The following is a 21,326-nucleotide window of genomic DNA, read 5'->3' as shown; positions in this document are numbered from 1 at the left end:
CGTTCGGTGAGGCGGAGACGAGGACCTCGACGTCGCGCTCCAGTTCGCCGACTACCGCTGAGCCGGCTCGGCCGCGTCATTCGGTGAGGCGGTGCGTCAGGCCGGTGTGGCGTTTCCCGGTGCCGGCGGTGCGCACCGCCGCGGCCAGCGCCTGCTTGGATCCGACGAGGACCACCAGACGCTTGGCGCGGGTGATGGCGGTGTAGAGCAGGTTGCGTCGCAGCATCGTCCATGCGCTGGTGGTCACGGGGATCACGACCGCCGGGTATTCGCTGCCTTGGGAGCGGTGGACGGTGATGGCGTAGGCGTGGACGAGCTCGTCGAGTTCGGTGAAGTCGTATTCGACGTCCTCGTCTTCGTCGGTGCGGATGGTGAGCGTCTGGGCTTCGAGGTCGATGGCCTCTACGACGCCGACGGTGCCGTTGAAGACCCCGGCGACGCCTTTGCCGTAGTTGTTGCGGATCTGGATGACCTTGTCGCCGACTCGGTAGACGCGCCCGCCGTAGCGGCGTTCGCTCACGCCCTCGCGGGCGGGGGTGAGCGCTGCTTGGAGTTTGTGGTTGAGGTTGCCGGCGCCGGGTCCGCCGCGGTGCATCGGGGTGAGGACCTGCACGTCGCGGACCGGGTGGAGCCCGAACCGGGCGGGGATGCGGCGGGCGACGATGTCGACCACGTGGTCGGCGACGAGGTCGTTGTCCTCGCTGGCGAACCAGAAGCAGTCGTCGTAGCCCTCCAGGAGGGGGAATTCGCCGACGTTGACGCGGTGGGCGTTGGCGACCACGCCGGATTCGGCGGCCTGGCGGAAGATGCGGGTGAGGCGGACTCGGGGGACGGTGTCGGCTTCGAGGATGTCGCGGAGGATCTCTCCGGCGCCGACGCTGGGCAGCTGGTCGACGTCGCCGACCAGGAGCAGGTGCGCGCCGGGCGGGACGGCTTTGACGAGCTTGTTGGCCAGGACGGTGTCGAGCATGGAGGTCTCGTCGACGACGAGGAGGTCGACGTCGAGGGGGTTGTCGCGGTCGTAGGCGGCCTCGCCGCCGGGTCGCAGTTCGAGCAGTCGGTGCAGGGTGGTGGCTTCGTGGCCGGTGAGCTCGGCGAGTCGTTTGGCGGCGCGGCCGGTGGGCGCGGCGAGCATGACCTTGGCGCGCTTCGCCCGAGCGAGGTCCACAATGGCTGAAACGGTGAAGCTCTTGCCGCATCCGGGGCCTCCGGTGAGGACCGCGACCCGTTCGGTGAGCGCGAGTTCGACCGCCTCGGCCTGTTCGGGGGCCAGTTCGGCGTCGCGGCGCCGCCGCAGCCAGTCGAAGGCCTTGTCCCAGTCGACGTCGGCGAAGCAGGCCAGGCGGTCGGCTTCGGCGCGCAGCAGGCCGAGCAGGCCCGAGGCCAGGCCCCGTTCGGCGTGGTAGAACGGCGCGAGGTACCGGGCCGGGACGGTGGTGTCGCCCATGGGGATCTGGTCGGCGATGACGTGTTCGGCCTCGGCGGTGAGTGCTTCGAGCGCCTCGGTGACCGGGCCGCGTTCGAGCCCGAGCAGCTCGACGGTGTCGCCCACGAGGTTCGGGGCCGGCAGGAAGCAGTGTCCGGCGTCGCCGGCTTCGGAGAGGGTGTACTGGAGGGCGGCCTTGACGCGCTCGGGCGAGTCGTGGGGGATGCCGACGGCGCGGGCGACCGCGTCGGCGGTCTTGAAGCCGATCCCCCACACCTCGTTCGCGAGCCGGTAGGGCTCGTTCTTGACCACGCCGATGGCGGCGTCGCCGTACTTCTTGTAGATCCGCACCGCCAGCGAGGTCGAGACGTCGACCGACTGCAGGAAGACCATGACCTCTTTGATGGCCCGCTGCTCTTCCCAGGCCGCGGCGATCGACTCGGTGCGTTTGGGGCCCAGGCCCGGGACTTCGATGAGGCGGTCGGCTTCGGTGTCGATGACCTCGAGGGTGCGCTCGCCGAAGTGCGCGACGATCTTCTCGGCGGTCTTGGGTCCGATGCCTTTGATGAGCCCTGAGCCCAGGTACCGCTCGATGCCCTGGACGGTGGCCGGCAGGACCGTCCGGTACGACCAGACTTCGAACTGGCGGCCGTACTTGGGGTGGGTGGTCCACCGCCCGGTCAGGTCGAGGCTCTCGCCGACCTGGGCGCCCAGCAGCGGGCCGACGATCGTGAGCGGTTCGGACCCCGACCTGGCGGTGGAGGCGCGGGCGATGGTGTAGCCGGTCTCCTCGTTCGCGTACGTCACGCGCTCGAGGACCGCCTCCAACGTCGTTGCGCCAGGCCGGGGCTCGTGCATGGCTCCATGCTATGGGCCGGCTGTGACAGCGGCTCAGTCCCTCCGGCCTCCGTCGTCGGTCCCGGCTTCGCCGTCCGATGCGGACGACTCGGGCCCGGTCTCGGGGTCGCCGGCGGCCTCGGGCCGGGCGCCGACCGGGGCCGGCACGGCGTCGGAGGGCAGCATCCGCCAGTCGGGGTCGGCGAAGAACCGCTTGGTCTCGCGGTAGACGACCGGCGAGAGGATGACCAGGCCGATGAGGTTCGGCAGCGCCATCAGGCCGTTGGCGATGTCGGAGAAGCCCCACAGCAGGTCGAGGCTGGTGACCGCGCCGAGGTAGGCCACGAGGACGAACACGATCCGGTACGGCAGGATGAGCCGCCGGCCGCTGAACCGCTCGAGGCATTTCTCGCCGTAGTAGGACCAGCCGATGAGCGTCGAGAACGCGAACGTGGCGATCGCGATGGTGACGATGAGCCCGCCGATGGTGCCGCCGGCGGTGCCGAGACCGCCCAGGCCGGTCTCGAACGCCAGGCGGGTGAGCGCGGCCGAGCCGAGCAGCCGCTCCTCGCCGTCGACGACCTCGGTGGTGCCGAGCACGCCGGTGACGACGATGACCAGTCCGGTGAGGGTGACCACGATGAGCGTGTCGATGAACGTCTGGGTCATCGACACCATCGCCTGCCGCACCGGCTGGTCGGTCTTCGCCGCGGCCGCGGCGATGCCGCCGGTGCCGAGCCCGGATTCGTTGGAGAACATGCCGCGGGCCACGCCGGCCCGGATGACGGTGAGGATCGCCGCGCCGGTGAAGCCGCCGACCGCCGAGGCGCCGGTGAAGGCCTGCTCGAAGATCGTGGCGAAGGCGGTGCCGACGACGCCGATGTTGAACGCGATGACCGCCAGCGCGCCGGCGATGTAGAGCACGATCATGAGCGGGACCAGCGCCGAGGCGACGCGGCCGAGCCATTTGATGCCGCCGAGGATGACCAGGCCGACGGCGACGAGGATGACCGTGCCGGTCCACGACGGGGTCCAGAAGGTCTCCTCGGGCAGTTGGCCCTGGACGGCGCTGGAGACGTTGCCGGACTGGACGGCGTTGCCGATGCCGAAGCTGGCGATGACGCCGAACACGGCGAAGGCGATCGCGAGGATCTTGCCGAGCGGTCCGCGGATGCCTTCGGAGAGGTACCACTGGGGTCCGCCGGACTGTTCGCCTTTGGCGTTGACGCGACGGTATTTGACGCCCAGGAGCGCTTCGGAGTACTTGGTGGCCATGCCGACCAGGCCGGTGACCCACATCCAGAACAGGGCGCCGGGGCCGCCGAGGGCGATGGCGGCCCCGACGCCGCCGATGTTGCCGACGCCGACGGTGGCGGCGAGGGCCACCGAGAGGGCCTGGTAGTGGCTGATGTCGCCTTTGGCTTCGCCTTCGCCGCGTTTGAACAGCGCCAGCCACAGGCCGTAGCCGAGGCGGCGGAGCTGGATGCCCGAGAGCAGGGCGGTGAGGTAGAGGCCGACGGCCAGCAGCAGCGGGATGAGCAGCCAGGGGCCCCACACGAAGTCGACGACGGTGTCGACGCGGTCGCCGTAGTCGGCGTTGAGGTCGTCGGCCCATCGCTGGAGCGCGTCGGTGACCGGGTGCAAGAAGTCCAAGTTTCCTCCTGGGGGCGCTCGGGGGCGTGGTTGTCGGCCGGGCGCGTCGTTTTCGCGCAGCATGAGCATATAGGCGGTTTGTCGTAGCCGAACGCTATGGTGACGGCCATGAGTGAGCAATGGTTCGAAGGTCCGCTGTTGGGTTTCGACACCGAGACGACGGGGGTGAACTGCGCCGAGGATCGGATCGTGCAGGCGGCGCTGGTGACCGTCGATCCGGTGGAGCCCGGTGAGGAGCGGCTCGGCTGGATGGGCGAGTCGTGGCTGATCGATCCGGGGGTGCCGATCCCGCCGGGGGCCTCGGAGGTGCACGGGATCACCGACGCGCAGGTGAGGGAGTCCGGGCAGGAGCCGAAGCTGGCGCTGGGGGAGGTCGCCTCGAGCCTGTCGGCGGCGATCGAGGCCGGTACGCCGCTGGTGGCGTTCCGGGCGGGGTTCGATCTGACGATGCTGTCGTACGAGCTGGACCGGTACGGCATCGAGCAGCCGGAGTGGTCCCGGGCGGTGGTGATCGACCCGTCGGTGCTCGACAAGCGGGTCGACCGGTACCGGCGCGGGAAGCGGACGTTGGGGGCCACGGCCGAGCAGTACGGGGTGGTGCTGGACGGGGCCCATTCGGCGACCGGTGACGCGGTGGCGACGGTGGCGCTGGCGCGGGTGATCGGCTCGCGGTTCCCGGAGGTGCGGATGGACGCGCGGGAGCTGCACGAGGCGCAGGTGCGCTGGCATGCCGAGGACGCGGCGTCGCTGGAGGCCTATTTCCGGCGCAAGGGCCGCATGGAGGTCGTGGAGCGGCGGTGGCCGCTGGCCAGGTAGCGGCGGAGGCGGGGCCTCGGTGAGGTGCTAGTGGCCGAGGCCGGGGTGCTCCTCGTATTCGCGCTCGACCGGTTCGGTGGGCGGGCCGACGGGGACTTCGACCGTTTCGGTCTGTTCGCCGGAGAACTGGAAGGTGACCTCGACGGCCTCGCCGCTGAGGAGGTCTTCGGACAGTCCCTGGAGGGCGAGGTGCTGGTCGGTGGTCTGGTCGAGGCGCACGTATTCGCCCGGGGCGATCTCGAGCGGCAGGCTCGACTCGCCGCCGACGAGGGCGACTTCGGAGGCCGCCTCGGTCGCGACGCCGGTGAGGCGGATCGTCTCGGTGCCCTCGTTGGCGATCCAGACTTTGAGCGGGGCGTCGTCGCCGGCTTCGTACCCTTCGGGTGAGGGGAACTCGACTTGGAGGTCGCGCAGGGCGATGTCCTCGCCGACGTCGACGTTGACTCCGGCGATGGCCGTCTGCTTGGTGTCGGTCTGGGTCACCTGACCGGCGCCGCAGGCGGTCAGCGCGGTCGCGGTCGCCGCCGCGATGCCGAACGCCGCCGCGCGACGGGCGATGGTCGCCGTGCTCATTCCCCTGGCCACTGCTGGTCCTCCCGTAGTCCTGAAGGCATGCTGCCGACAGCCTAGACGACCGGCCCGGGGCCGCTCGCCCAACCTGCCGGGCGCGGAGTAGTGGGTCTCACTCGTATTCGGTCCGGTCTCGCGGGCCGGAATCGGCGGTGGAGAAAACGCGCCGAAACCGCTTGTGAAACGTCCTCATCAGGCGGCGGGACCGCTCCTGTGCCGATTCGCCGCGTTGGGCGTTTCGCGCCTCATTCGTCATAGGCGTGTCCGTTCGGGATCGTCAAGGTGCCGTAGAGTAATCAATCACATACCAATTGACCAGGGCATTCATGGCGATCCGCTGTCGGGTTTCACCACGATGACGTGTTAGGCTAGACACAGCGAAAGGGGTTTCGATCCTATGGGTTTTAGTGTCGGCGAGACCGTTGTCTACCCCCACCACGGGGCCGCACTCGTTGAAGCTGTGGAAACTCGCGTCATCGGCGGTATCGAACAGGAATACCTCGTGTTGCGAGTCGAGCAGGGTGACCTCACGGTCAAGGTTCCAGCCAAGAACGTCGAACTGGTCGGCGTGCGCGAAGTCGTCGGCGCCGACGGCCTCAATGAGGTCTTCGAAGTGCTGCGCGCGCCGCACACCGAGGAACCCACCAACTGGTCGCGGCGCTACAAGGCGAATGTCGAGAAGCTGGCCTCCGGGTCCCCGCTCAAGATCGCCGAGGTCGTCCGCGACCTGTGGCGGCGCGACCGGGAACGCGGCCTGTCGGCCGGAGAGAAGCGCATGCTCTCCAAGGCACGCGAGATCCTCGTAGGAGAGATCGCGCTGGCCGAGGACTGCATCAAGGACGAGGCCGAGAACGTCTTGGACAAGGTCCTGCTCTCGGAGGCTCCGGTCAAGTAGCCTCCGGCTCGCATCAGCGCGTACATACGAGTGAGTTCCAGTTCTCCATCCGTGGTCGTCGGGCACGGCACTGACGTGCACCGCTTCGACGCCGAACAGCCGTGCCGTCTGGCATGCCTGGAATGGCCCGGCGAACCGGGCCTGGCCGGGCACTCCGACGGCGACGTGGCCGCGCACGCGGCCTGCGACGCGGTGCTGTCGGCCGCCGGTCTCGGCGACCTCGGATCCAACTTCGGCACGTCCCGACCCGAATGGTCCGGCGCCTCCGGCGCGGCCCTGCTGACCGAGACCGCCCGCCTCGCCGGCGAGGCCGGATGGCGGATCGGCAACGTCAGCGTCCAGATCATCGGAGCGCGACCCAAGATCGGGCCCCGCCGCGCCGAGGCCGAGGCCGCGCTGGCCGAGGCGATCGGCGCTCCCGTGCGGCTGTCGGCGACCACCACCGACGGCCTGGGCTTCACCGGACGCGGCGAGGGCCTGGCCGCGACCGCGGTAGCGTTGCTGTTCCCATCGCAGATGAACTCGGCGAAGCAGTCCGAGATCTGGTGAACTTCGAATACCGAACGGACGCTCGCACCCGGGAGTAGGTTCATGGACGACGACCCCACCCGCCGCACGGTCGCCGAGCACCTCGAGCGCGCCGAGCTCATGTACGACCTCGACCGCCTCCCCGAGGCCCGCGGCGAGATCGACGCGGCCCTGCGGGTCGACCCCTTCGACGCCGACGCCAACGCCATGGCCGGCGTCATCGCCCTGGCCGAACACGACCCCGACCAGGCCCTGGTCTTCGCCGGCGCCGCCCTCGCGCACGACCGCGGCCACCGCCGGGCCCTGATCGTGCGCGGCTACGCGCTGGCCGACGCCGAACGCCGCGACGAGGCGCTGCAGGCGGCCGCGAGCCTGCTCGAACTCGACCGGACCTCCTGGCTCCACCACGTCCACTACGCGCTCATCACCCGCCGCGCCGGCGCCGCCCAGCCGGCCCTGGACGCGGCCTGGAACGCGGTGAACCTCGCCCCGGACCAGCCGCGCACCCACCTGGCGCTGGCCGCGGTCGCCGAGAGCCTCGACATGCGCGATCTGGCCGAACGCTCCCGTCAGGCCGCCGCCGACCTCGACTCGCCCGCCGCGCCCGCCGCCGCTCACCCGCTGCCGCCGGAGGCCCGGCGACAGCGGCGGCGCTACGTCGACGCCGGCCCCGACGACGCCGACTGGCGGTCCAAGCTCTACGGCCAGGGTCTGTTCGGCGGCGCGCTCGGCAGGTCGATCCTCCTGGGCCTCGCCGTCGTGTTCGGACTGCCCGCCGTGCTCGGCTCCGAACTCGACACCGGCGTCAGGATCGGCTTCGCCGTCGTCGCCGCCGCCAGCTGGGTGGCATGGTTCACAGTTCTGCAGCGGCACCGTCGCACCGAGTGACTTTCGGGCCACCGGGCTCGTTAACCCTCCGTAACAGCATCGACGACGGAGGAATCAACGTGACCAGCTGCTGGGTGCCGGGCGCCGACGACAGCCCCTACAACGTCCACAATCTCCCCTACGGAGTGTTCTCGACCGCCGACGAGCCGTACCCGCGCATCGGGGTCCGCATCGCCGACCAGATCCTCGACCTCCACAAAGCCGTCCTCGCCGGCGACTGCCAGACCTGCGCCACCTGCACCGCGATGCGCGACCCCGCGCTGAACCGGCTGCTGAGCCTCGGCCGCGAGGCCTGGAGCCAGGTGCGCGGGCAAGTGCGGCAGGCGCTCACCGAACCGAGCCTGCAGGAGGGGGCCTCCGAATGGCTCACGCCGCTGGCCGAGGCCCAGATGCACGCCCCGCTGCTGGTCACCGACTTCGTCGACTTCACCGGGCAGGCCGCCGACGCGCGCCGCTGGCAGCCCCGCGCCTCGGTCGGACGGGCCGGCACCGTGATGCCGTCGGGCATGGACGTGGTGCGCCCCTCGGGGCACCGCGTCGGCGCCGGCGGCGAGATCGTCTTCGGGCCCACCGTCGCGCTCGACATCGAAGCCGAGGTCGGCTTCATCGTCGGCGGCGAGACCGAACCCGGCCGGCCCGTGCCGCCCGACGCCTTCGAAGACCACGTGTTCGGAGCCGTCCTGCTCAACGACTGGACCGCCCGCGACTTCGCCCAGCTCGAAGGCGACGGGCTCGGGCCGTTCGCCTCCAAGTCCTTCGCCACGTCCATGAGCGCCTGGGTCACGCCCCTGGAGGCGCTCAGCGCCGCGCGCACCGCCGCGCCGCAGCAGGGCGCCGAGACACCGGCCTACCTGAAGGAATCGGACCGCTACGGCTTCGACCTGCGTCTCAAGATCGCCGTCAACGGCGTCGCCGTGGCCGGAGCCGACTTCGGCGACGCCTACTGGACCCCGGCCCAGCAGCTGGCGCAGCTGACCGCCGGCGGCGCGATGCTGCGTCCCGGGCTGCTGTTCGGCTCCGGCGAGGCCGCGTGCCCGCAGTGGCGGCTGACCGACGGCGACACGGTCACCATCTCGGCGACCGCGCCGGGGCCGCGCGGCACGACCCTCGCCCTCGGCGAGGTCGAGACCCGCGTGGCCCCCTCGATCGGGTGAAACCCGCTAAGCCGGGAGTGTCCGGGCGGTGGGGGCGAGCTCGGCGATGAGCTCGACCTCCACCGGAGCGCCGAGCGGCAGCTCGGCCACGCCGACGGCGCTGCGGGCGTGCGTGCCGGCCTCGCCGAACACCTCGCCGAGCAGCTCGCTGGCGCCGTTGAGGACCAGCGGTTGGCCGGTGAACCCCGGCGACGAGGCCACGAAGCCGACGACCTTGACGATGCGCGCCACCCGCTCCAGGTCCGCGATGGAGGCGACGGCGGCGATCGCGTTGAGCGCGCAGATCCGTGCCAACTCGTGGGCCCGTTCGGCGTCGACCTCCGCGCCGACCTTCCCGACCTCGGCGAGCGCGCCCTCGACCATCGGCAGCTGACCCGAGACGTACACGTGGTCGCCGGACCTGACCGCCGGCTGGTAGGCGGCCACCGGCGGCACCACCGACGGCAGCGTCAGCCCCAGTCGCTCCAGGTTCGCCTTGACGCCGGCCACCTCACTGCTCCTTCTTGCGCTTGAAGTAGGCCACCAGCTGCTCGGAGTTCTGACCCGGCAGCACCGTGACGAGCTCCCAGCCGTCCTCGCCGAACGTGTCGAGGATCTGCTTGGTGTTGTGGATCAGCAGCGGTGCGGTGAAGTACTCCCATTTCTCCATGCGCCCACAGTACGGCGTCTTGATTCACCGGACTCGCACCGCTAGGCTCAGAGTGCGTCGCCTCCCCAACAGTGCATTGCTCAACACAGGGAGACACCGTGTCGCCAGACACCACCGCCATGCGGCCCGACAGTGAGGCCGCCGAGCGGCCCGACCGGACCCGGGCCCCGGAGCCGGAACGGCCCGCCGGGCCCGGTCGGCTGTGGACCTACCTGACCTTCGGCGCGGCCGCCGCCTTCGCCGGAGCGCTCATCCTCGTCGCCGCCGGCCTGTTCGCGGACGTCACCGAAGTGTCCGACACGCCAGAACGGACCGTCGAGGAGTTCCTGACCGCCCTGCTCGAGGACCGCGACGCCGCGTCCGCGGCCGACTGGCTGTGCGAGGAGAAGGCCGACCGCGACCTCACCGCCGCCACCGGCGCCCTCGCCGAAGCCAACGCCCAGGTCGGCCTGGAGTGGTCGGCGGTGACCGAGACGAGCCGGTCGGTGGGCGGCGCCACCGTCACCGCCGAACTGACCACCACCGGCGGCGACACCGCCATCTGGACGTTCACGCTCGTCGCCGAGGACTCCGATCCGCAGTGGCTCGTGTGCGACATCGACTCGCATTGACGTCCTCTCCTCCCTGACGAGGCGAGATTCCCGGCTTGCGGCCCGGCTACGGGCGGGTCCTGGTTCGACGCCGCTTCCGGACGCTGAGCCCATCGAGTCCCTTGGGGCCGGTCAGGGCACCGCGGGCGAACCGGGCGTCGCGGGTGAAGCGGACCCCTGGGCGTTCGAGCGGCGCTTGAACCGGGGCGGTCCTTTCGTCACGCAGGTCCGGCACGGGGTCTTGTCCGTCTCTGGTCTCAAGGCTCGAGCACTCACCGGAAAACCGGTAACTAAACTCTGGTGAATGAGTGCCACCGCTCCTCCCCTGCCGCGACTGCACATCGTCACCGGGAAGGGCGGCACCGGGAAGACCACGGTGGCCGCGGCCCTCGCCCTGGCGCTGGCCGGCGCCGGTCGCCGCGTCCTGCTGGCCGAGGTCGAAGGCCGCGGCTCCATCGCTCCGCTGTTCGACGCTCCCGACCTGCCGTACGCCGAGCGGCGCCTGGCGCCCGGACTCGACGGCGGCGACGTCTTCGGGCAGGCCATCGACGCCGAAGAGGCGCTGCTGGACTACTTGACGATGTTCTACAAGCTCGGCTCGGCCGGGCGGGCGCTGCGCAAGTTCGGCGCCATCGACTTCGCGACGACCATCGCGCCCGGCCTGCGCGACATCCTGCTGACCGGCAAACTCAAAGAGGCCGTCTCCCGGACCGAGGCCGGGCGGATGGCCTACGACGCGGTGGTCCTGGACGCGCCCCCCACCGGGCGGGTGGTGAAGTTCCTCAACGTGACCGTCGAGAGCGGCCGCCTGGCCAAGACCGGGCCGATCGGGAAGCACTCCCGCTCGGTCGCCCGAATGCTGCACTCCTCGCTGACGGCAGTGCACCTGGTGACCACCCCGGCCGCGATGCCGGTGCAGGAGACCCTCGACACGGCCGCCGAACTGGCCGAGGCCGACCTGCCGGTGGGCCGGATCGTGCTCAACAAGGTCGTCGGCTCCCGGACCGTCGCGGTGAGCCCCGAGCAACTGAGCGACGGCCTGCGCCGCGCCGGCCTGCCGTCGGAGGACGACACGGTCGCGGCGCTGCTGGAGGAGTACCGGTCCGGGCAGGCCGAGATCGAGGCGCTCGACGCCTACCGCGAGCGCCTGCGAGGACCGGGCCGCCCCGTCGACGAGCTGCCGCTGCTGCCCGAGGGGGTGGACCTGTCGGCCCTGTACGACCTGGCGCGGCGGCTGCGGCCGTCGTTCGCCGCCCGCCCCGCTCCGGTCGCGGGCACGGCGGAGGGAGCCGGCCATGGCGACTGACCTGGACATCGACGCGCTGCTGAGCGACGAGGGCAAACGCGTCATCGCCTGCTGCGGGTCCGGCGGCGTCGGCAAGACCACCACCGCCGCGGCGCTGGCCCTGCGCGCGGCCGAGACGCACGGCCGCCGGACGGTGGTGCTCACCATCGACCCGGCCAGGCGATTGGCCCAGTCGCTGGGCATGGAGGCGCTCGACAACACCCCGCGCCCGGTCGAAGGGCTGGGCGACGCCGCGCTCGACGCGATGATGCTCGACATGAAGCGGACCTTCGACGACGTGGTCGCCTCGCACACCACGCCCGAGCGGGCCGCCGAGATCTTCGCGAACCCGTTCTACCAGGCGGTCTCCTCGACCTTCTCGGGCACGCAGGAGTACATGGCCATGGAGAAGCTCGGGCAGCTTCGCGAGACGGGCCGGTGGGACCTGATCGTCCTGGACACCCCGCCCTCGCGGTCGGCCCTGGACTTCCTGGACGCCCCGGCGCGGCTGTCGCGGCTCCTCGACGGGCGGGTCATCCGGCTGCTGTCGGCCTCGACGCCCGGGTCGCGACGCTCGATGCTGTCGCTCATGGGCGCCAGCGCGGCGGTGTTCACGCGCGTGTTCAACAAGATCCTCGGCGGTCACCTGCTGACGGACGTCGCCGAGTTCACCGCGAGCCTGGAGGACACCTTCGGCGGCTTCCGGAAGCGCGCGGAGGCGACCTATCGCGCGCTGCAGGGCGAGCAGACCTCGTTTCTGGTGGTGGCGACGCCGGAGCCGGCGGCGATCAACGAGGCGATGTACTTCTCGCGGCGGCTCACCGAGGAGCGGATGCCGCTGGACGGGATGATCCTGAACCGGTTGACGCCGGTGCGGTCGGATCTGTCGGCGGAGCGGTGCCTGGGTGCGGCGGCGCTGCTGGAGAAGGAGGATCCGGCCGATCCGGTCGCGGCGGTGCTGCGATCGCACGCGGATCTGGTGCGGCGGCGTTCGGCCGAGGAGCGGTTGGCGGCGCGGTACGCGGCGGCGTGTCCGCAGGTGCCGCGGGCGCGGATGCCGGTGGTGGGGGCCGAGGTGGTGGATCTGGCGGGTCTGCGGGCGTTCGGGGAGGTGGCCGCCGGCGGTTAGGGCCGGGCGGTGGAGCGACAGCGCGCCCGGACGGAGATTCCGTCTCGGGCGCGGTCGCTCTTGCGCCGCCGCGGTGGCGGCCGTCGCTTTGCGGCTAAGTAGTTGAGGTCCACTGGAATGCGCCTGCGTCCTGCTCTGCGGGCGTTGCGCTGTTCTTCTTCGAGCGCCACTTCGAAGACCGCCCTCCAGGATCGAACGTCCGCGTGTTTGCGCAGGAGCGCTCGGCGCTCCCGTTCGGTCATGCCGCCCCATACGCCGAATTCGATGCGGTTGTCGAGTGCATCGGCCAGACATTCGAGCCGGACCGGACAGCCTCGGCATATCTTCTTCGCGTTGTTCTGTTCGGCTCCCTGTACGAACAGAGCGTCAGGATCGCCCTCTTGGCAGAGCGCCTTGGTCGTCCAGTCGATCAGCAGTCCCATCTGCGTGACCTCCCCGTGAGATTTACCCTTCATACCCCCCGACGGCTCGGTATAAGTAATCTTGCGACTACTCAACGTCGCCGTCAAGAACGGACCCTACACCTCTTGTAATTGTTTGACTACCCTCCGAGATGAAAAACGGACTTCGCGGTATAGCTTCACCCCTCCGGTTCGCATCGCGATGAGGGCTCGCGATAATAACGATCCCAATACGAAGGCATCTCGAGTCGAGTCCCGGGACGTATCAATCCCGGTCATCCGAGAACATTGACCCCGGAGTAATCGCAACCTTCGTTCTAGTCTTGAGGCGGTGGAGACGTTGAAGCGCGACCGAAGTCCCCTGGGGGACGGCCTGGCCCTGCTCGCATGCGCGGTCCTAGCAGGAATCCTCGCTGCGGCGGCGGCCTTCCCGTTCATCGCCACGGGGGGCATCGTGGTCGGCGACAGCGTCGAGTCGTTCGAGTCGCTGCCGACCGAACTGACGAAACCGACCCTGCCGCAGACCAGCTACGTATATGCTGCTGACGGTAAAACACTCATCACCTCCTTCTACGAAGAGAACCGGCGCGAAGTCGCCCTCGACGACGTCGACCCCGTGATGGTCGACGCCCTCCTGGCCGCCGAGGACTCGAAGTTCTTCGAGCACAACGGCGTCGACTTGGCGGGCATCCTGCGCGCCGCCGTCGCCAATCAAGGCGACGGCGATTCGCAAGGCGCCTCCACGCTAACTATGCAGTTCGTGCGTAATACCCTCATCTACTCCGCTTCAACCATCGATGAGGTCATTGAAGCGTCCGAAGACACCTACGAGCGCAAACTCCGAGAAGCCCGGTACTCCATGGCCATCGAAGAGACGATGTCCAAAGAGGAGATTCTTGAGGGCTATCTGAACGTGATCTATCTGGGCAACCAGGCCTACGGGGTCCACGCCGGCTCGTACACCTACTTCAACAAGCCCCCAGGCGATCTGGAGCTGCACGAGGCGGCCACGCTCGCCGCCCTGCCGAAGTTCCCCTCCTTCGCGGACGGACTGCTCGACGGCGAGGGCGACGACAGCCGGATCACCGACCGCCGCAACTGGGTCCTGGAGCGGATGACCTCGCTCGACATGATCTCCCAGTCCGAGGCCGACGAGGCCAAGGAGCACCCGCTGGACCTCAACCCGCGGCCGACCCGCTCCGAATGCGTCGACGTGGCCCAGAACAACTGGGGCTTCTTCTGCGACTACTTCAAGCAGTGGTGGGCCGACCGGGAGATCTTCGGCGAGACCGAGCGAGACCGGCTCAGCCTGCTCAAGCGCGGCGGCTTCCGCATCGTCACCAGCCTCGACCCCGAGCTCCAGTCCAAGGCGATGGACACGATCGGCGACAAGATCGACAACAGCGACCCGAGGGCCCTCGGGTCGGTCACCATCACCCCCGGCACCGGGCACATCCGGGCGATGGCGGTCAACCGGGTCTACAGCCTCGACCAGACGAACAACGGGCCCCGCACCGACGGCAGAGACACCGTCTCCAACTATCCGAACACGACCATCCCGCTGCTCAGCGGCAACGAAGAGGTCTCCGGCTTCCCGGCCGGCTCGACGTTCAAGATGTTCACGATGCTCGCCGCCCTCGAACAGGGCTGGCCGCTGAAGACGACCTTGCCCTCGCCCCGGCAGTACACCTCGAACTACCTCACCAGTCCCGAGGACCCGGCCACGTGCGGCTCGACCATCACCGACCAGTGGGGCACCCCGTCCAAGCGCTGGTGCCCCAGCAACGACGGCTCCTACGCCTCCGGTGCGCCCCTGAACTTCTGGGGCATGTTCGGCAAGTCCTCCAACACCGGCTTCGTGCAGGTCCAAGAGCTGATCGGCACCGCCAAGGCCGTCGAGATGGCCGAGCGGATCGGCATCACCTTCTACCCCGAGAGCGGTGTGGAGGAGAACCGCGACAACCTCGACGACTACGGCGTCTTCACCCTCGGCATGGGCGACACCACCACCCCGCTCGACATGGCCGAGGCCTACGCGACCGTGGCCGCGCGCGGGAAGCACTGCGAGCCGCTGCCGGTCACGCAGATCACCAAAGCCGACGGCGAAGACTGGCCCGAGGCTGTCGAGCCGACCTGCGACCAGGCGATCGACGAATCGGTCGCGCTGGCCGCGGTCAGCGCCGCCCGATGCCCGGTCTACGACGACACCGACGGCCGCTGCGTCGGCGGCACCGCCCGCGAGGCCGACAACTTCGGGCGCCCGGTCATGGGCAAGACCGGAACGGCCGACTCCGACCGCTCCTACTGGTTCATCGGCTCGACCCCGAACGCCACCACCGCCACGTTCGTCGGCGACCCGGACAACTCCGCCAACGACAATCTCGCCCGAGGCTTCCACGAAGAGGTCCGTGAGACCGGCGCGACGATCCTCAAGGCCGCCGTGAAGGACCTCGACGAGAAGGACTGGCCCGACCCGTCGAAGGCGATGGTCAACGGCAAGAACCTGGTCAACATCCCGTCGATCGGTTGCGAGGATCCCGGCTCGGCCAGGTCGAAAGTCGCGGGCGCCGGATTCGACGCCGCGATCGCGCCCGGCCAGTTCGACTCCGAATGCCAAGCCGGGCAGGCATTCACGACCTCGATCACCGGCTCGGCCCCCAAGGGCAGCCCGATCTACATCCTCGTCTCCAACGGCTCCCGCTACGTAGAGCCCGAACCGGAACCCGAGCCCGGACCCGGCTCCGGAGGCGGCGGTGGCGGCGGTGACGACGACGGCGGCGGTGGCGACGGAGGTGGCGACGGCGGCACCGATCCCGAGCCGCCCGCCAGCCCCGACCTCCCGCCGACTCCCGATGAAGGCGAAAGCGAGAGCCCGGGCACCGACGACGAGTGACCTCACGCCCCGGCTCGGGACCGCGAGAGGAGGTCGCCGTGCGAGAGCGGTCGATCCTGTTCGCGACGGTGACGACGACCGTGCTGGTCCTCATCGCGGTCACCGTCGGGGCGCTGGCGTACTGCTCGTACCGCGAGGACGGTAAGCGCCAAGCCTACCGCCAGGGCGTCCTCGACGCCCTCGCCTCGGCGGAGGATCGCTTCGCTCGAGCGCGCGGCGATCTGCACGCGGTCATGGAGGTCGCCGAGGGGATCGGCCGGAGCCCGGACGACTACGTGGTCGTCTATGCCGACACTTCGTTCGACTATCTGCTGGTCTACCACGAGCCGGAGCCCGCCGGGACCGTCGCGGGCGCGCACGCCGACCGCCACCGGACGCCCGTGTGCGCGGCGCTGGCATGGGACGCGGCAACCGGCACCTACCGCCTCGACGAAGCCGAGCAGGACACGTGCGACAGCGAATCCGGGCTCGCCGAACTCCCGGAGCTCATCCGGTTCTCGGCCCACCACCTGACAGGCGACCACGCCCGAGCAACCAGGCAGCGGGCAGCGCGGCAGGGGGTCCACATCGAGACGGTGACGCCCTCGCAGATCGACGACGAGACGGTGCTGACCGTCCGCGCCCGAATCGACCTCCCGGCCGGTGCCGGCCACGAGTCGGCCATATGCGTCCTCGCCACAGCGCGGCTCTTCTACGACAGCACCACCGGTGAGCAAGGAGAACTGCTCGACACGCAGTTCTGCGATCAATAGCGAGTCAGGGCCGGTCGCGGCTCAGAAGTCGAAGTCGGCCTGCACCGGACGGTGATCGGAGGCGGTGGCGTCCAGGACCTCCGAGCCGGTGGCCTCCAGGCCGCGGAAGAGGACCTGGTCGATGCGGGCGAGCGGGTTCGAGGCCGGCCAGGTGAAGCCGAACCCGGATCCGGCCGCGGCGTGGGCCGATTCGAGCTGGTACGTGATCGGCGCCAGGGACCGGTCCTGCATGGTGCCGTTGAGGTCGCCGAGGAGGATGACCCGCTCGAGCTCTTCGTCGGCGATGGCCTCACCGAGCAGCTGGGCGGTGCGGTTCCGCTGGTCCGAGGTGAAACCCTCGGCGTTGACCCGGACCGACAGCAGGTGGGCGATGTAGAACGCCACCGGCTCGCCCTCGATCTCGATCGCGGCGCGGAACGCGCGCGTCCAGCCCAGGTCGAGGTCGATCTCGCTCGAGGCGGCGACCGGATGGTCCGACCAGAGCGCGACCGTGCCGTAGGCGACCGAGTGGCCGTAGTGGTCGCTGAGGATCGCGTGGTATTCCTCGCGCTGCTCCTCGGTGACCTCGACGAGTGCGAGCACGTCCGGCTCGGCCGCCAGGAGCGCTTCGGCGGTCGCCTCGGTTTCGGCGTTCTCGGCGTTGACATTGTGAGCCAGGACACGGAACGAGCCGGGGCCCTCGGACTTGTCGGGGATGAGTCCGGCGTAGAGCTTGAGCCACACCAGCGCCGGCAGGAGGGCGACGACGATGAGCAGCGGACGGCGGCGCAGGGCCGCGAGGAGCGCCAGCGGCGGTATGAGCAGACCGAACCACGGCAGGAACGTCTCGATGAGGCTGCCGAAGTTGAACCACCGGTTCGGGATGAACCGGTGGCCGAGCATCATCGCCGACAGTGCGAGCGAGAAGACGACCAGGGCGACGCTGAATACCATTCCACCCCAAGAGGATCGGCTCACTCCTCAACCGCCTTTCCGCGAGTCGGATCGTCCGGGACAGCCTAGACGGGCCGCACCAGAGGGCAGCGGCTGACGCCTCGGCGCGCGGCCGGAAAAGGTGAGGGGGGTGCGGCCGGTGCCGGAGGCCGTCTGAGAATGATAGGCGCCGGCACGCGGCGGCGGTCGTCCTGCCTCACCTCAGTGCGAGCCCCTTCGGTCGGCTGCGCTGCCCGCCGCCGGAGCAGGCACCGCAGGGGCGCCAGGCTCGAGCGCGGCGCAGGCACAGCACGGTGAAGACGAGCGGCTCGAATCGCCTGCCGGTGCCGCCGCATGTTCGGCATCCGAGGTAGGGCCAACGGTGCCGCGAGTAGGCGACCGCGGCCGACCACAGGACGGCGGCGGCGAGGAGTGCGATGAAGTGCGTGGTCGTCATGTCCAGGGGTGGCTCGTAGGGGTGCGGGATGGCCCGGCCGCTGGCGGGGGTTCGCGGCCGGGCCCGCCGGGAGAGAGCGGCCCGGCGTTCCCTCCGCCCGCACCGATCCCTCGACGGGCGGAGTCCGGTCCCGGTCCCGCCGTGGATCAGAGCGGGACCGGGAGCAGTGCCCCGGTCTCGCCCCACCGCGAGACCGGGAAGTGCGGGGCCGCCGCTACAGCACCAGCCGATTGCGGCGGCGGCCCCGGGGGGGGGGGGGGGGGAGGAGGAGAGCGTGGAAGGTCGGCGCTAAGGTCCGGCGCGCCGACGCAGGAGGAGCGGACTCATGCGGAACTGGCCCAGTCGGCGGCGATGAGCGCCCGGATCCAATGCGCGATCTGCTTGCGGGTGGTGGGCGTCAGGTGTGTGCGGTGGTGATCGTCCCAGACGATGCGGTGTACGACGCCCGACCCGTGCGCGACGGTCGCGGCGATGTCGTCGATGTCGGTGTTGATCGCCCTGGGGCGGCGCAGGACCGCGCCGCTCTGTCCGGTGACGTACAGCCGGAAGGGCGGGTTCTGGTCGGTCTCGGGCCAGCCGCCGAGGAGGTGCTCAGTGGCTTGTCCGGAGGCGCTGCCGCCTCGTACTCTTGGTGCTGACATCAGAGGCTCCATCTCTGGTGAGGCGGGCCGCCGGGATGATGCGTAGTCGAACCGGCGGCCCGCCGGTCTATGTGGAGGCCGGTACGGGCCAACAGGGTTACAACCCCGTAGGACCGGCCATGACATGACCGTAGGGCGAGCTGCAAGCCTTGCGGAAGAGGAAACGCGCTGTCCGTATTGGTCATGTCCATCACGGACGTGTCAGATATGGACCTGATCGGCATACTGTGCAACACTGCGAAGATGCCAGAACAACCGACACTTGCCCGCCGCTCGCTCGGTGCGGCATTTCGCAGGCTCAGGGAAGACGCCGGCCAATCCCCGAGGGAGGTCGGAGAGGCGATCGGGGTGAGTCGGCAGACCATCGGCCGGATCGAGGACGGCAAACAGGCCACGCACATACTCCAAGCCAAAGCACTGTGCGATCACTTCAGCGTGTCGGCCACCGCGAAGTCGCATCTGTGCGAACTCGCCGTACGCGGTAAAGAGAAAGGCTGGTGGGAGCCTTACGTCGAGGCTGGATCGGCCGAACCGGCCCGCCCCAACTTTCCGCTGTTCTTGGAGACGGAACAAGTCGCCATCCACATCCGCGTGCTCGAAACCGAGGTGATCCCGGGGCTGCTCCAGACACCTGAGTACTTGCGGGAACTCCAGGCCGCCCAGCTACCACAGCCGCCTGAAGTCGCCGAAGCCGTTCGGGCGCTGCGAACACATCGGCAGAAGCTCATGGCCGACCGCACTGACACACCGCGCACCGAATTCCTGATCTCCAGATCCGTCGTGGACTACCTAGACGCTCTTCCACGTGATGTCGCTATCGGCCAGCGCGCCCGCCTACTCGAGGCCGCCATCGTGCCCGGCGTTGAAATCCGTGTGATCACACGCCTTCACGCGGGGGCCGCAGGGGCGTTCGCGATCCTGACGCCACCTGAAGACGTACCGCCATTCGTCTACATCGACGACCTGGACGGCTGTCGCTATGTCGAAGACCTCGACATAGTGTCTGTGTACGAGCAGGCGTTCGCGGCTACTCGAAACACATCGATATCAGTAGAGGAGTACCTGACATGACATCGCAGTGGCGGAAATCGAGCCGGAGCCAAGGCAACGGCGGCAACTGCGTCGAAGCTCGCACTGACTCCGGAAGATTCCAGGTTCGCGACTCGAAGCTCGGCGAGGGCTCGCCCGTCCTCGGCGTCGAAGCCGGGGACTTCGAGAGCTTGCTGCGCGCCGCCCAGCGCTGACTTGTCGGCCCCACCGGCATCCCAGCCTGGACGACGCGCTCGACTACGCATCTCCACACAGAGTAGCGGCCCGTACCCATCGGATGGGGCGGGCCGCATCGGTGTCCGGACTCCGGCGACTCCTGGAAACGAAATAGCCCCAGGCCAGGGGCTGAAGCTCCCCGACCTGGGGCGATATGGCGGTGGCGGTGGGATTTGAACCCACGAAACGCGTGAACGTTTACTCGCTTTCGAGGCGAGCTCCTTCGGCCGCTCGGACACGCCACCGCCGAAAAGGCTACCGGATAGCCGTCACCGACGCCCAAGCGGGTATCGCGGGATCTGAGTCACAGAAGGTGTCCGCGAATTCATAGGATGTTTATGGCATGCTGGCGCCATGACAGCGCACATCTCCGCCGAGCCCGGCGACATCGCCGAGGCCGTCCTGCTCCCCGGTGATCCGCTCCGAGCCAAATGGATCGCCGAGAACTTCCTGACCGACGCGGTCTGCTACAGCGAAGTCAGGAACATGTTCGGCTTCACCGGCACCTACAAGGGCCACCGCGTGTCGGTCCAGGGCACCGGGATGGGGCAGCCGTCGGCCTCGATCTACACCCACGAGCTGCTGGACGTCTACGGAGTCAAGACGCTGGTGCGGGTCGGTTCGGCCGGGGCGGTCCACGACGACGTCGAACTGCGCGACGTGGTCGCCGGGATCGGCGCGTCGACGAACTCGAGCATGAACCGCATCCGCTTCAAGGGCGTGGTCGACTACGCGCCCGTGGCCGACTTCGGTCTGCTGCGCGCCGCGGTCGACGCCGCCGCCGACCGCGGCATCAACATGCGCGTCGGGCAGCTCTACAGCTCGGACACCTTCTACACCGACGCTCCCGATGTGGAGGAGCTGCTGGTCGGCTACGGGATTCTCGCCGTCGAGATGGAGGCCGCGGCGATCTATACGCTCGCGGCCAAGTACGGGGCGCGGGCGCTGGCGGTCTGCACCATCTCCGACCACATTCCCAAGGGCACCGCGCTGCCGGCCGAAGAGCGCCAGGAGTCGTTCGGGGAGATGGTCGAGATCGCCCTCGACGCCGTCGCCGCGTAGTCGGCTCGCCGATCCGGTCGGGAGGGAACCGGTGGAAGCTGTCTCGTCTCGACCGGGACCGCCCACTGAATCGGCGAGGTCGGGACCGTTACCGGGGCGGCGACCGCAGACGGGGCGGGTTTTCGGCTCTGGACATGGGAAGGGGCTCGAAAGCGGTCGGCTTTCGAGCTCGGCACCGTATGTATGCCCCTCCCCGCCGCAGAGCCTCCCGCGACGGGCGGATTAACACTGGTGTGGAGGCGTGTTCGCGTTCTCGGTCGGGGCGTCGGTCCCGGACCGGCCCGCTTTCCGATGCCGGTTCGCCGTCGGGCACCGGTTCGGATGCGGTGGGAGACTTCGGCGCTGCGAACTTCTTTCGCAGCTTTGCCCGGGCGGCTCGGATCTCGGCTTCGATCCGCTCTCGTTCGACCGCTTCGGCAGCCTGCTCCAGGTCCTCCCGCAGGCTCGGTCCCCACTCCTCGGGGAACAGGCCGGTCGGGAACACGTTCGCGACATCGTCGGCGAACTCGGCATCCAGGTCTT

22 protein-coding genes, 1 tRNA gene and 1 pseudogene are annotated in these 21,326 nt (G+C 69.5%); 13 read left to right on the top strand and 11 right to left on the bottom strand.

The genetic code is table 11. The features are described 5' to 3' along the window. Positions 1-76: 76 nt before the first annotated feature. Positions 77-2,284, bottom strand: coding sequence for an ATP-dependent RecD-like DNA helicase (gene recD2 / locus ACYVL2_RS16165; RefSeq protein WP_460545169.1), 2,208 nt, complete (start codon positions 2,282-2,284; stop codon positions 77-79). A gap of 33 nt (positions 2,285-2,317) precedes the next feature. Next, entirely contained in the window at positions 2,318-3,820 is a 1,503-nt protein-coding gene (locus ACYVL2_RS16160; RefSeq protein WP_460545259.1) for an alanine/glycine:cation symporter family protein, read from the bottom strand. Between the two features lie 204 nt (positions 3,821-4,024). Here ACYVL2_RS16160 and ACYVL2_RS16155 point away from each other — a divergent pair, with 204 nt between their 5' ends. After that, positions 4,025-4,732, top strand: a complete 708-nt coding sequence (locus ACYVL2_RS16155; RefSeq protein WP_460545167.1) for an exonuclease domain-containing protein — start codon at positions 4,025-4,027, stop codon at positions 4,730-4,732. Positions 4,733-4,759: 27 nt separating this feature from the next. Here the strand turns inward: ACYVL2_RS16155 and ACYVL2_RS16150 are convergent, their stop codons facing one another. Further along, a complete protein-coding gene (locus ACYVL2_RS16150) occupies positions 4,760-5,305 on the bottom strand; it encodes a copper chaperone PCu(A)C (protein ID WP_460545165.1) in 546 nt (181 codons plus the stop codon). 394 nt (positions 5,306-5,699) lie between these two features. On the opposite strand from ACYVL2_RS16150, the gene ACYVL2_RS16145 reads away from it, so the two are divergent. The 4 genes from ACYVL2_RS16145 to ACYVL2_RS16130 are packed head-to-tail and all read left to right on the top strand — an operon-like array spanning position 5,700 to position 8,767. Further along, positions 5,700-6,197 carry a CarD family transcriptional regulator gene (locus tag ACYVL2_RS16145; RefSeq protein WP_460545163.1) on the top strand — a complete coding sequence of 166 codons (498 nt, stop codon included), beginning with the start codon at positions 5,700-5,702 and terminating at the stop codon, positions 6,195-6,197. Positions 6,198-6,248: 51 nt separating this feature from the next. Then, positions 6,249-6,746, top strand: a complete 498-nt coding sequence (ispF, locus tag ACYVL2_RS16140) for a 2-C-methyl-D-erythritol 2,4-cyclodiphosphate synthase (protein WP_460545257.1) — start codon at positions 6,249-6,251, stop codon at positions 6,744-6,746. Between the two features lie 42 nt (positions 6,747-6,788). Continuing rightward, entirely contained in the window at positions 6,789-7,613 is an 825-nt protein-coding gene (locus ACYVL2_RS16135; RefSeq protein WP_460545161.1) for a tetratricopeptide repeat protein, read from the top strand. Between the two features lie 59 nt (positions 7,614-7,672). Continuing rightward, positions 7,673-8,767 (top strand): fumarylacetoacetase, encoded by a 1,095-nt coding sequence (locus tag ACYVL2_RS16130; protein WP_460545159.1) that lies wholly within the window; start codon positions 7,673-7,675, stop codon positions 8,765-8,767. Between the two features lie 6 nt (positions 8,768-8,773). Here the strand turns inward: ACYVL2_RS16130 and ACYVL2_RS16125 are convergent, their stop codons facing one another. Next, complete coding sequence (locus ACYVL2_RS16125; protein ID WP_460545157.1) at positions 8,774-9,256, bottom strand: RidA family protein; 483 nt, start codon at positions 9,254-9,256, stop codon at positions 8,774-8,776. Between the two features lies 1 nt (position 9,257). Then, entirely contained in the window at positions 9,258-9,416 is a 159-nt protein-coding gene (locus ACYVL2_RS16120; protein WP_460498471.1) for a hypothetical protein, read from the bottom strand. A gap of 98 nt (positions 9,417-9,514) precedes the next feature. Here ACYVL2_RS16120 and ACYVL2_RS16115 point away from each other — a divergent pair, with 98 nt between their 5' ends. From ACYVL2_RS16115 to ACYVL2_RS16105, 3 genes are all read left to right on the top strand, one after another. Continuing rightward, positions 9,515-10,027, top strand: coding sequence for a hypothetical protein (locus ACYVL2_RS16115; protein ID WP_460545155.1), 513 nt, complete (start codon positions 9,515-9,517; stop codon positions 10,025-10,027). 283 nt (positions 10,028-10,310) lie between these two features. Beyond that, positions 10,311-11,312: a P-loop NTPase family protein gene (locus tag ACYVL2_RS16110; protein ID WP_460545152.1), complete on the top strand. Its 1,002-nt coding sequence runs from the start codon at positions 10,311-10,313 to the stop codon at positions 11,310-11,312. Beyond that, positions 11,302-12,420: an ArsA family ATPase gene (locus ACYVL2_RS16105; protein WP_460545150.1), complete on the top strand. Its 1,119-nt coding sequence runs from the start codon at positions 11,302-11,304 to the stop codon at positions 12,418-12,420. Before ACYVL2_RS16110 ends, ACYVL2_RS16105 begins: the two co-directional genes overlap by 11 nt. 146 nt (positions 12,421-12,566) lie before the next feature. Here the strand turns inward: ACYVL2_RS16105 and ACYVL2_RS16100 are convergent. Next, positions 12,567-12,842: pseudogene (locus ACYVL2_RS16100) on the bottom strand (WhiB family transcriptional regulator); the annotation flags it as partial. 310 nt (positions 12,843-13,152) lie between these two features. Between ACYVL2_RS16100 and ACYVL2_RS16095 the strand changes: the two are divergent. Then, on the top strand, positions 13,153-15,714 hold the full coding sequence (locus tag ACYVL2_RS16095; RefSeq protein WP_460545148.1) for a transglycosylase domain-containing protein: 2,562 nt from the start codon (positions 13,153-13,155) through the stop codon (positions 15,712-15,714). Between the two features lie 38 nt (positions 15,715-15,752). Next, positions 15,753-16,466 (top strand): hypothetical protein, encoded by a 714-nt coding sequence (locus ACYVL2_RS16090; RefSeq protein WP_460545146.1) that lies wholly within the window; start codon positions 15,753-15,755, stop codon positions 16,464-16,466. 21 nt (positions 16,467-16,487) lie between these two features. Here the strand turns inward: ACYVL2_RS16090 and ACYVL2_RS16085 are convergent, their stop codons facing one another. The 3 genes from ACYVL2_RS16085 to ACYVL2_RS16075 all read right to left on the bottom strand — a co-directional run bounded on the left by ACYVL2_RS16085 (position 16,488) and on the right by ACYVL2_RS16075 (position 18,476). Further along, a complete protein-coding gene (locus tag ACYVL2_RS16085; RefSeq protein ID WP_460545144.1) occupies positions 16,488-17,399 on the bottom strand; it encodes an endonuclease/exonuclease/phosphatase family protein in 912 nt (303 codons plus the stop codon). Between the two features lie 196 nt (positions 17,400-17,595). Continuing rightward, the gene (locus ACYVL2_RS16080; protein ID WP_460545143.1) at positions 17,596-17,835 is read right to left on the bottom strand and encodes a hypothetical protein; all 240 of its coding nucleotides are present in this window, start codon (positions 17,833-17,835) and stop codon (positions 17,596-17,598) included. A 323-nt stretch (positions 17,836-18,158) separates the two neighbouring features. Continuing rightward, entirely contained in the window at positions 18,159-18,476 is a 318-nt protein-coding gene (locus tag ACYVL2_RS16075) for a hypothetical protein (protein WP_460545141.1), read from the bottom strand. Between the two features lie 183 nt (positions 18,477-18,659). Between ACYVL2_RS16075 and ACYVL2_RS16070 the strand changes: the two genes are divergently transcribed. Continuing rightward, positions 18,660-19,547 carry a helix-turn-helix domain-containing protein gene (locus tag ACYVL2_RS16070; protein WP_460545139.1) on the top strand — a complete coding sequence of 296 codons (888 nt, stop codon included), beginning with the start codon at positions 18,660-18,662 and terminating at the stop codon, positions 19,545-19,547. Beyond that, entirely contained in the window at positions 19,544-19,720 is a 177-nt protein-coding gene (locus ACYVL2_RS16065) for a DUF397 domain-containing protein (protein ID WP_460545136.1), read from the top strand. The genes ACYVL2_RS16070 and ACYVL2_RS16065 overlap by 4 nt, the downstream gene beginning before the upstream one ends. 177 nt (positions 19,721-19,897) lie before the next feature. Here ACYVL2_RS16065 and ACYVL2_RS16060 read toward each other — a convergent pair. Further along, positions 19,898-19,987: transfer RNA gene (locus ACYVL2_RS16060), tRNA-Ser, on the bottom strand. Positions 19,988-20,096: 109 nt separating this feature from the next. Between ACYVL2_RS16060 and deoD the strand changes: the two genes are divergently transcribed. Next, positions 20,097-20,804, top strand: coding sequence for a purine-nucleoside phosphorylase (deoD, locus tag ACYVL2_RS16055; RefSeq protein ID WP_460545134.1), 708 nt, complete (start codon positions 20,097-20,099; stop codon positions 20,802-20,804). An 88-nt stretch (positions 20,805-20,892) separates the two neighbouring features. On the opposite strand, the gene ACYVL2_RS16050 is transcribed toward deoD, so the two are convergent. Beyond that, the coding region (locus tag ACYVL2_RS16050) for a hypothetical protein (protein WP_460545132.1) at positions 20,893-21,326 on the bottom strand (434 nt) is incomplete at its 5' end.

This window comes from Glycomyces halotolerans (assembly GCF_054779575.1).
The sequence above is the reverse complement of the archived record's forward strand: the minus strand, read 5'-3'. Positions and strand labels throughout refer to the sequence as shown.

Excerpts from the sequence above, each read along its gene's own strand:
- ACYVL2_RS16080 (WP_460545143.1), bottom strand. The coding sequence starts at position 17,835 with ATGACGACCACGCACTTCATCGCACTCCTCGCCGCCGCCGTCCTGTGG.
- deoD (WP_460545134.1), top strand. The coding sequence starts at position 20,097 with ATGACAGCGCACATCTCCGCCGAGCCCGGCGACATCGCCGAGGCCGTC.
- ACYVL2_RS16105 (WP_460545150.1), top strand. The coding sequence starts at position 11,302 with ATGGCGACTGACCTGGACATCGACGCGCTGCTGAGCGACGAGGGCAAA.
- ACYVL2_RS16085 (WP_460545144.1), bottom strand. The coding sequence starts at position 17,399 with ATGGTATTCAGCGTCGCCCTGGTCGTCTTCTCGCTCGCACTGTCGGCG.
- ACYVL2_RS16150 (WP_460545165.1), bottom strand. The coding sequence starts at position 5,305 with ATGAGCACGGCGACCATCGCCCGTCGCGCGGCGGCGTTCGGCATCGCG.
- ACYVL2_RS16145 (WP_460545163.1), top strand. The coding sequence starts at position 5,700 with ATGGGTTTTAGTGTCGGCGAGACCGTTGTCTACCCCCACCACGGGGCC.
- ACYVL2_RS16120 (WP_460498471.1), bottom strand. The coding sequence starts at position 9,416 with ATGGAGAAATGGGAGTACTTCACCGCACCGCTGCTGATCCACAACACC.
- ACYVL2_RS16075 (WP_460545141.1), bottom strand. The coding sequence starts at position 18,476 with ATGTCAGCACCAAGAGTACGAGGCGGCAGCGCCTCCGGACAAGCCACT.
- ACYVL2_RS16065 (WP_460545136.1), top strand. The coding sequence starts at position 19,544 with ATGACATCGCAGTGGCGGAAATCGAGCCGGAGCCAAGGCAACGGCGGC.
- ACYVL2_RS16110 (WP_460545152.1), top strand. The coding sequence starts at position 10,311 with ATGAGTGCCACCGCTCCTCCCCTGCCGCGACTGCACATCGTCACCGGG.
- ACYVL2_RS16155 (WP_460545167.1), top strand. The coding sequence starts at position 4,025 with ATGAGTGAGCAATGGTTCGAAGGTCCGCTGTTGGGTTTCGACACCGAG.
- ACYVL2_RS16135 (WP_460545161.1), top strand. The coding sequence starts at position 6,789 with ATGGACGACGACCCCACCCGCCGCACGGTCGCCGAGCACCTCGAGCGC.
- recD2 (WP_460545169.1), bottom strand. The coding sequence starts at position 2,284 with ATGCACGAGCCCCGGCCTGGCGCAACGACGTTGGAGGCGGTCCTCGAG.
- ACYVL2_RS16070 (WP_460545139.1), top strand. The coding sequence starts at position 18,660 with ATGTCCATCACGGACGTGTCAGATATGGACCTGATCGGCATACTGTGC.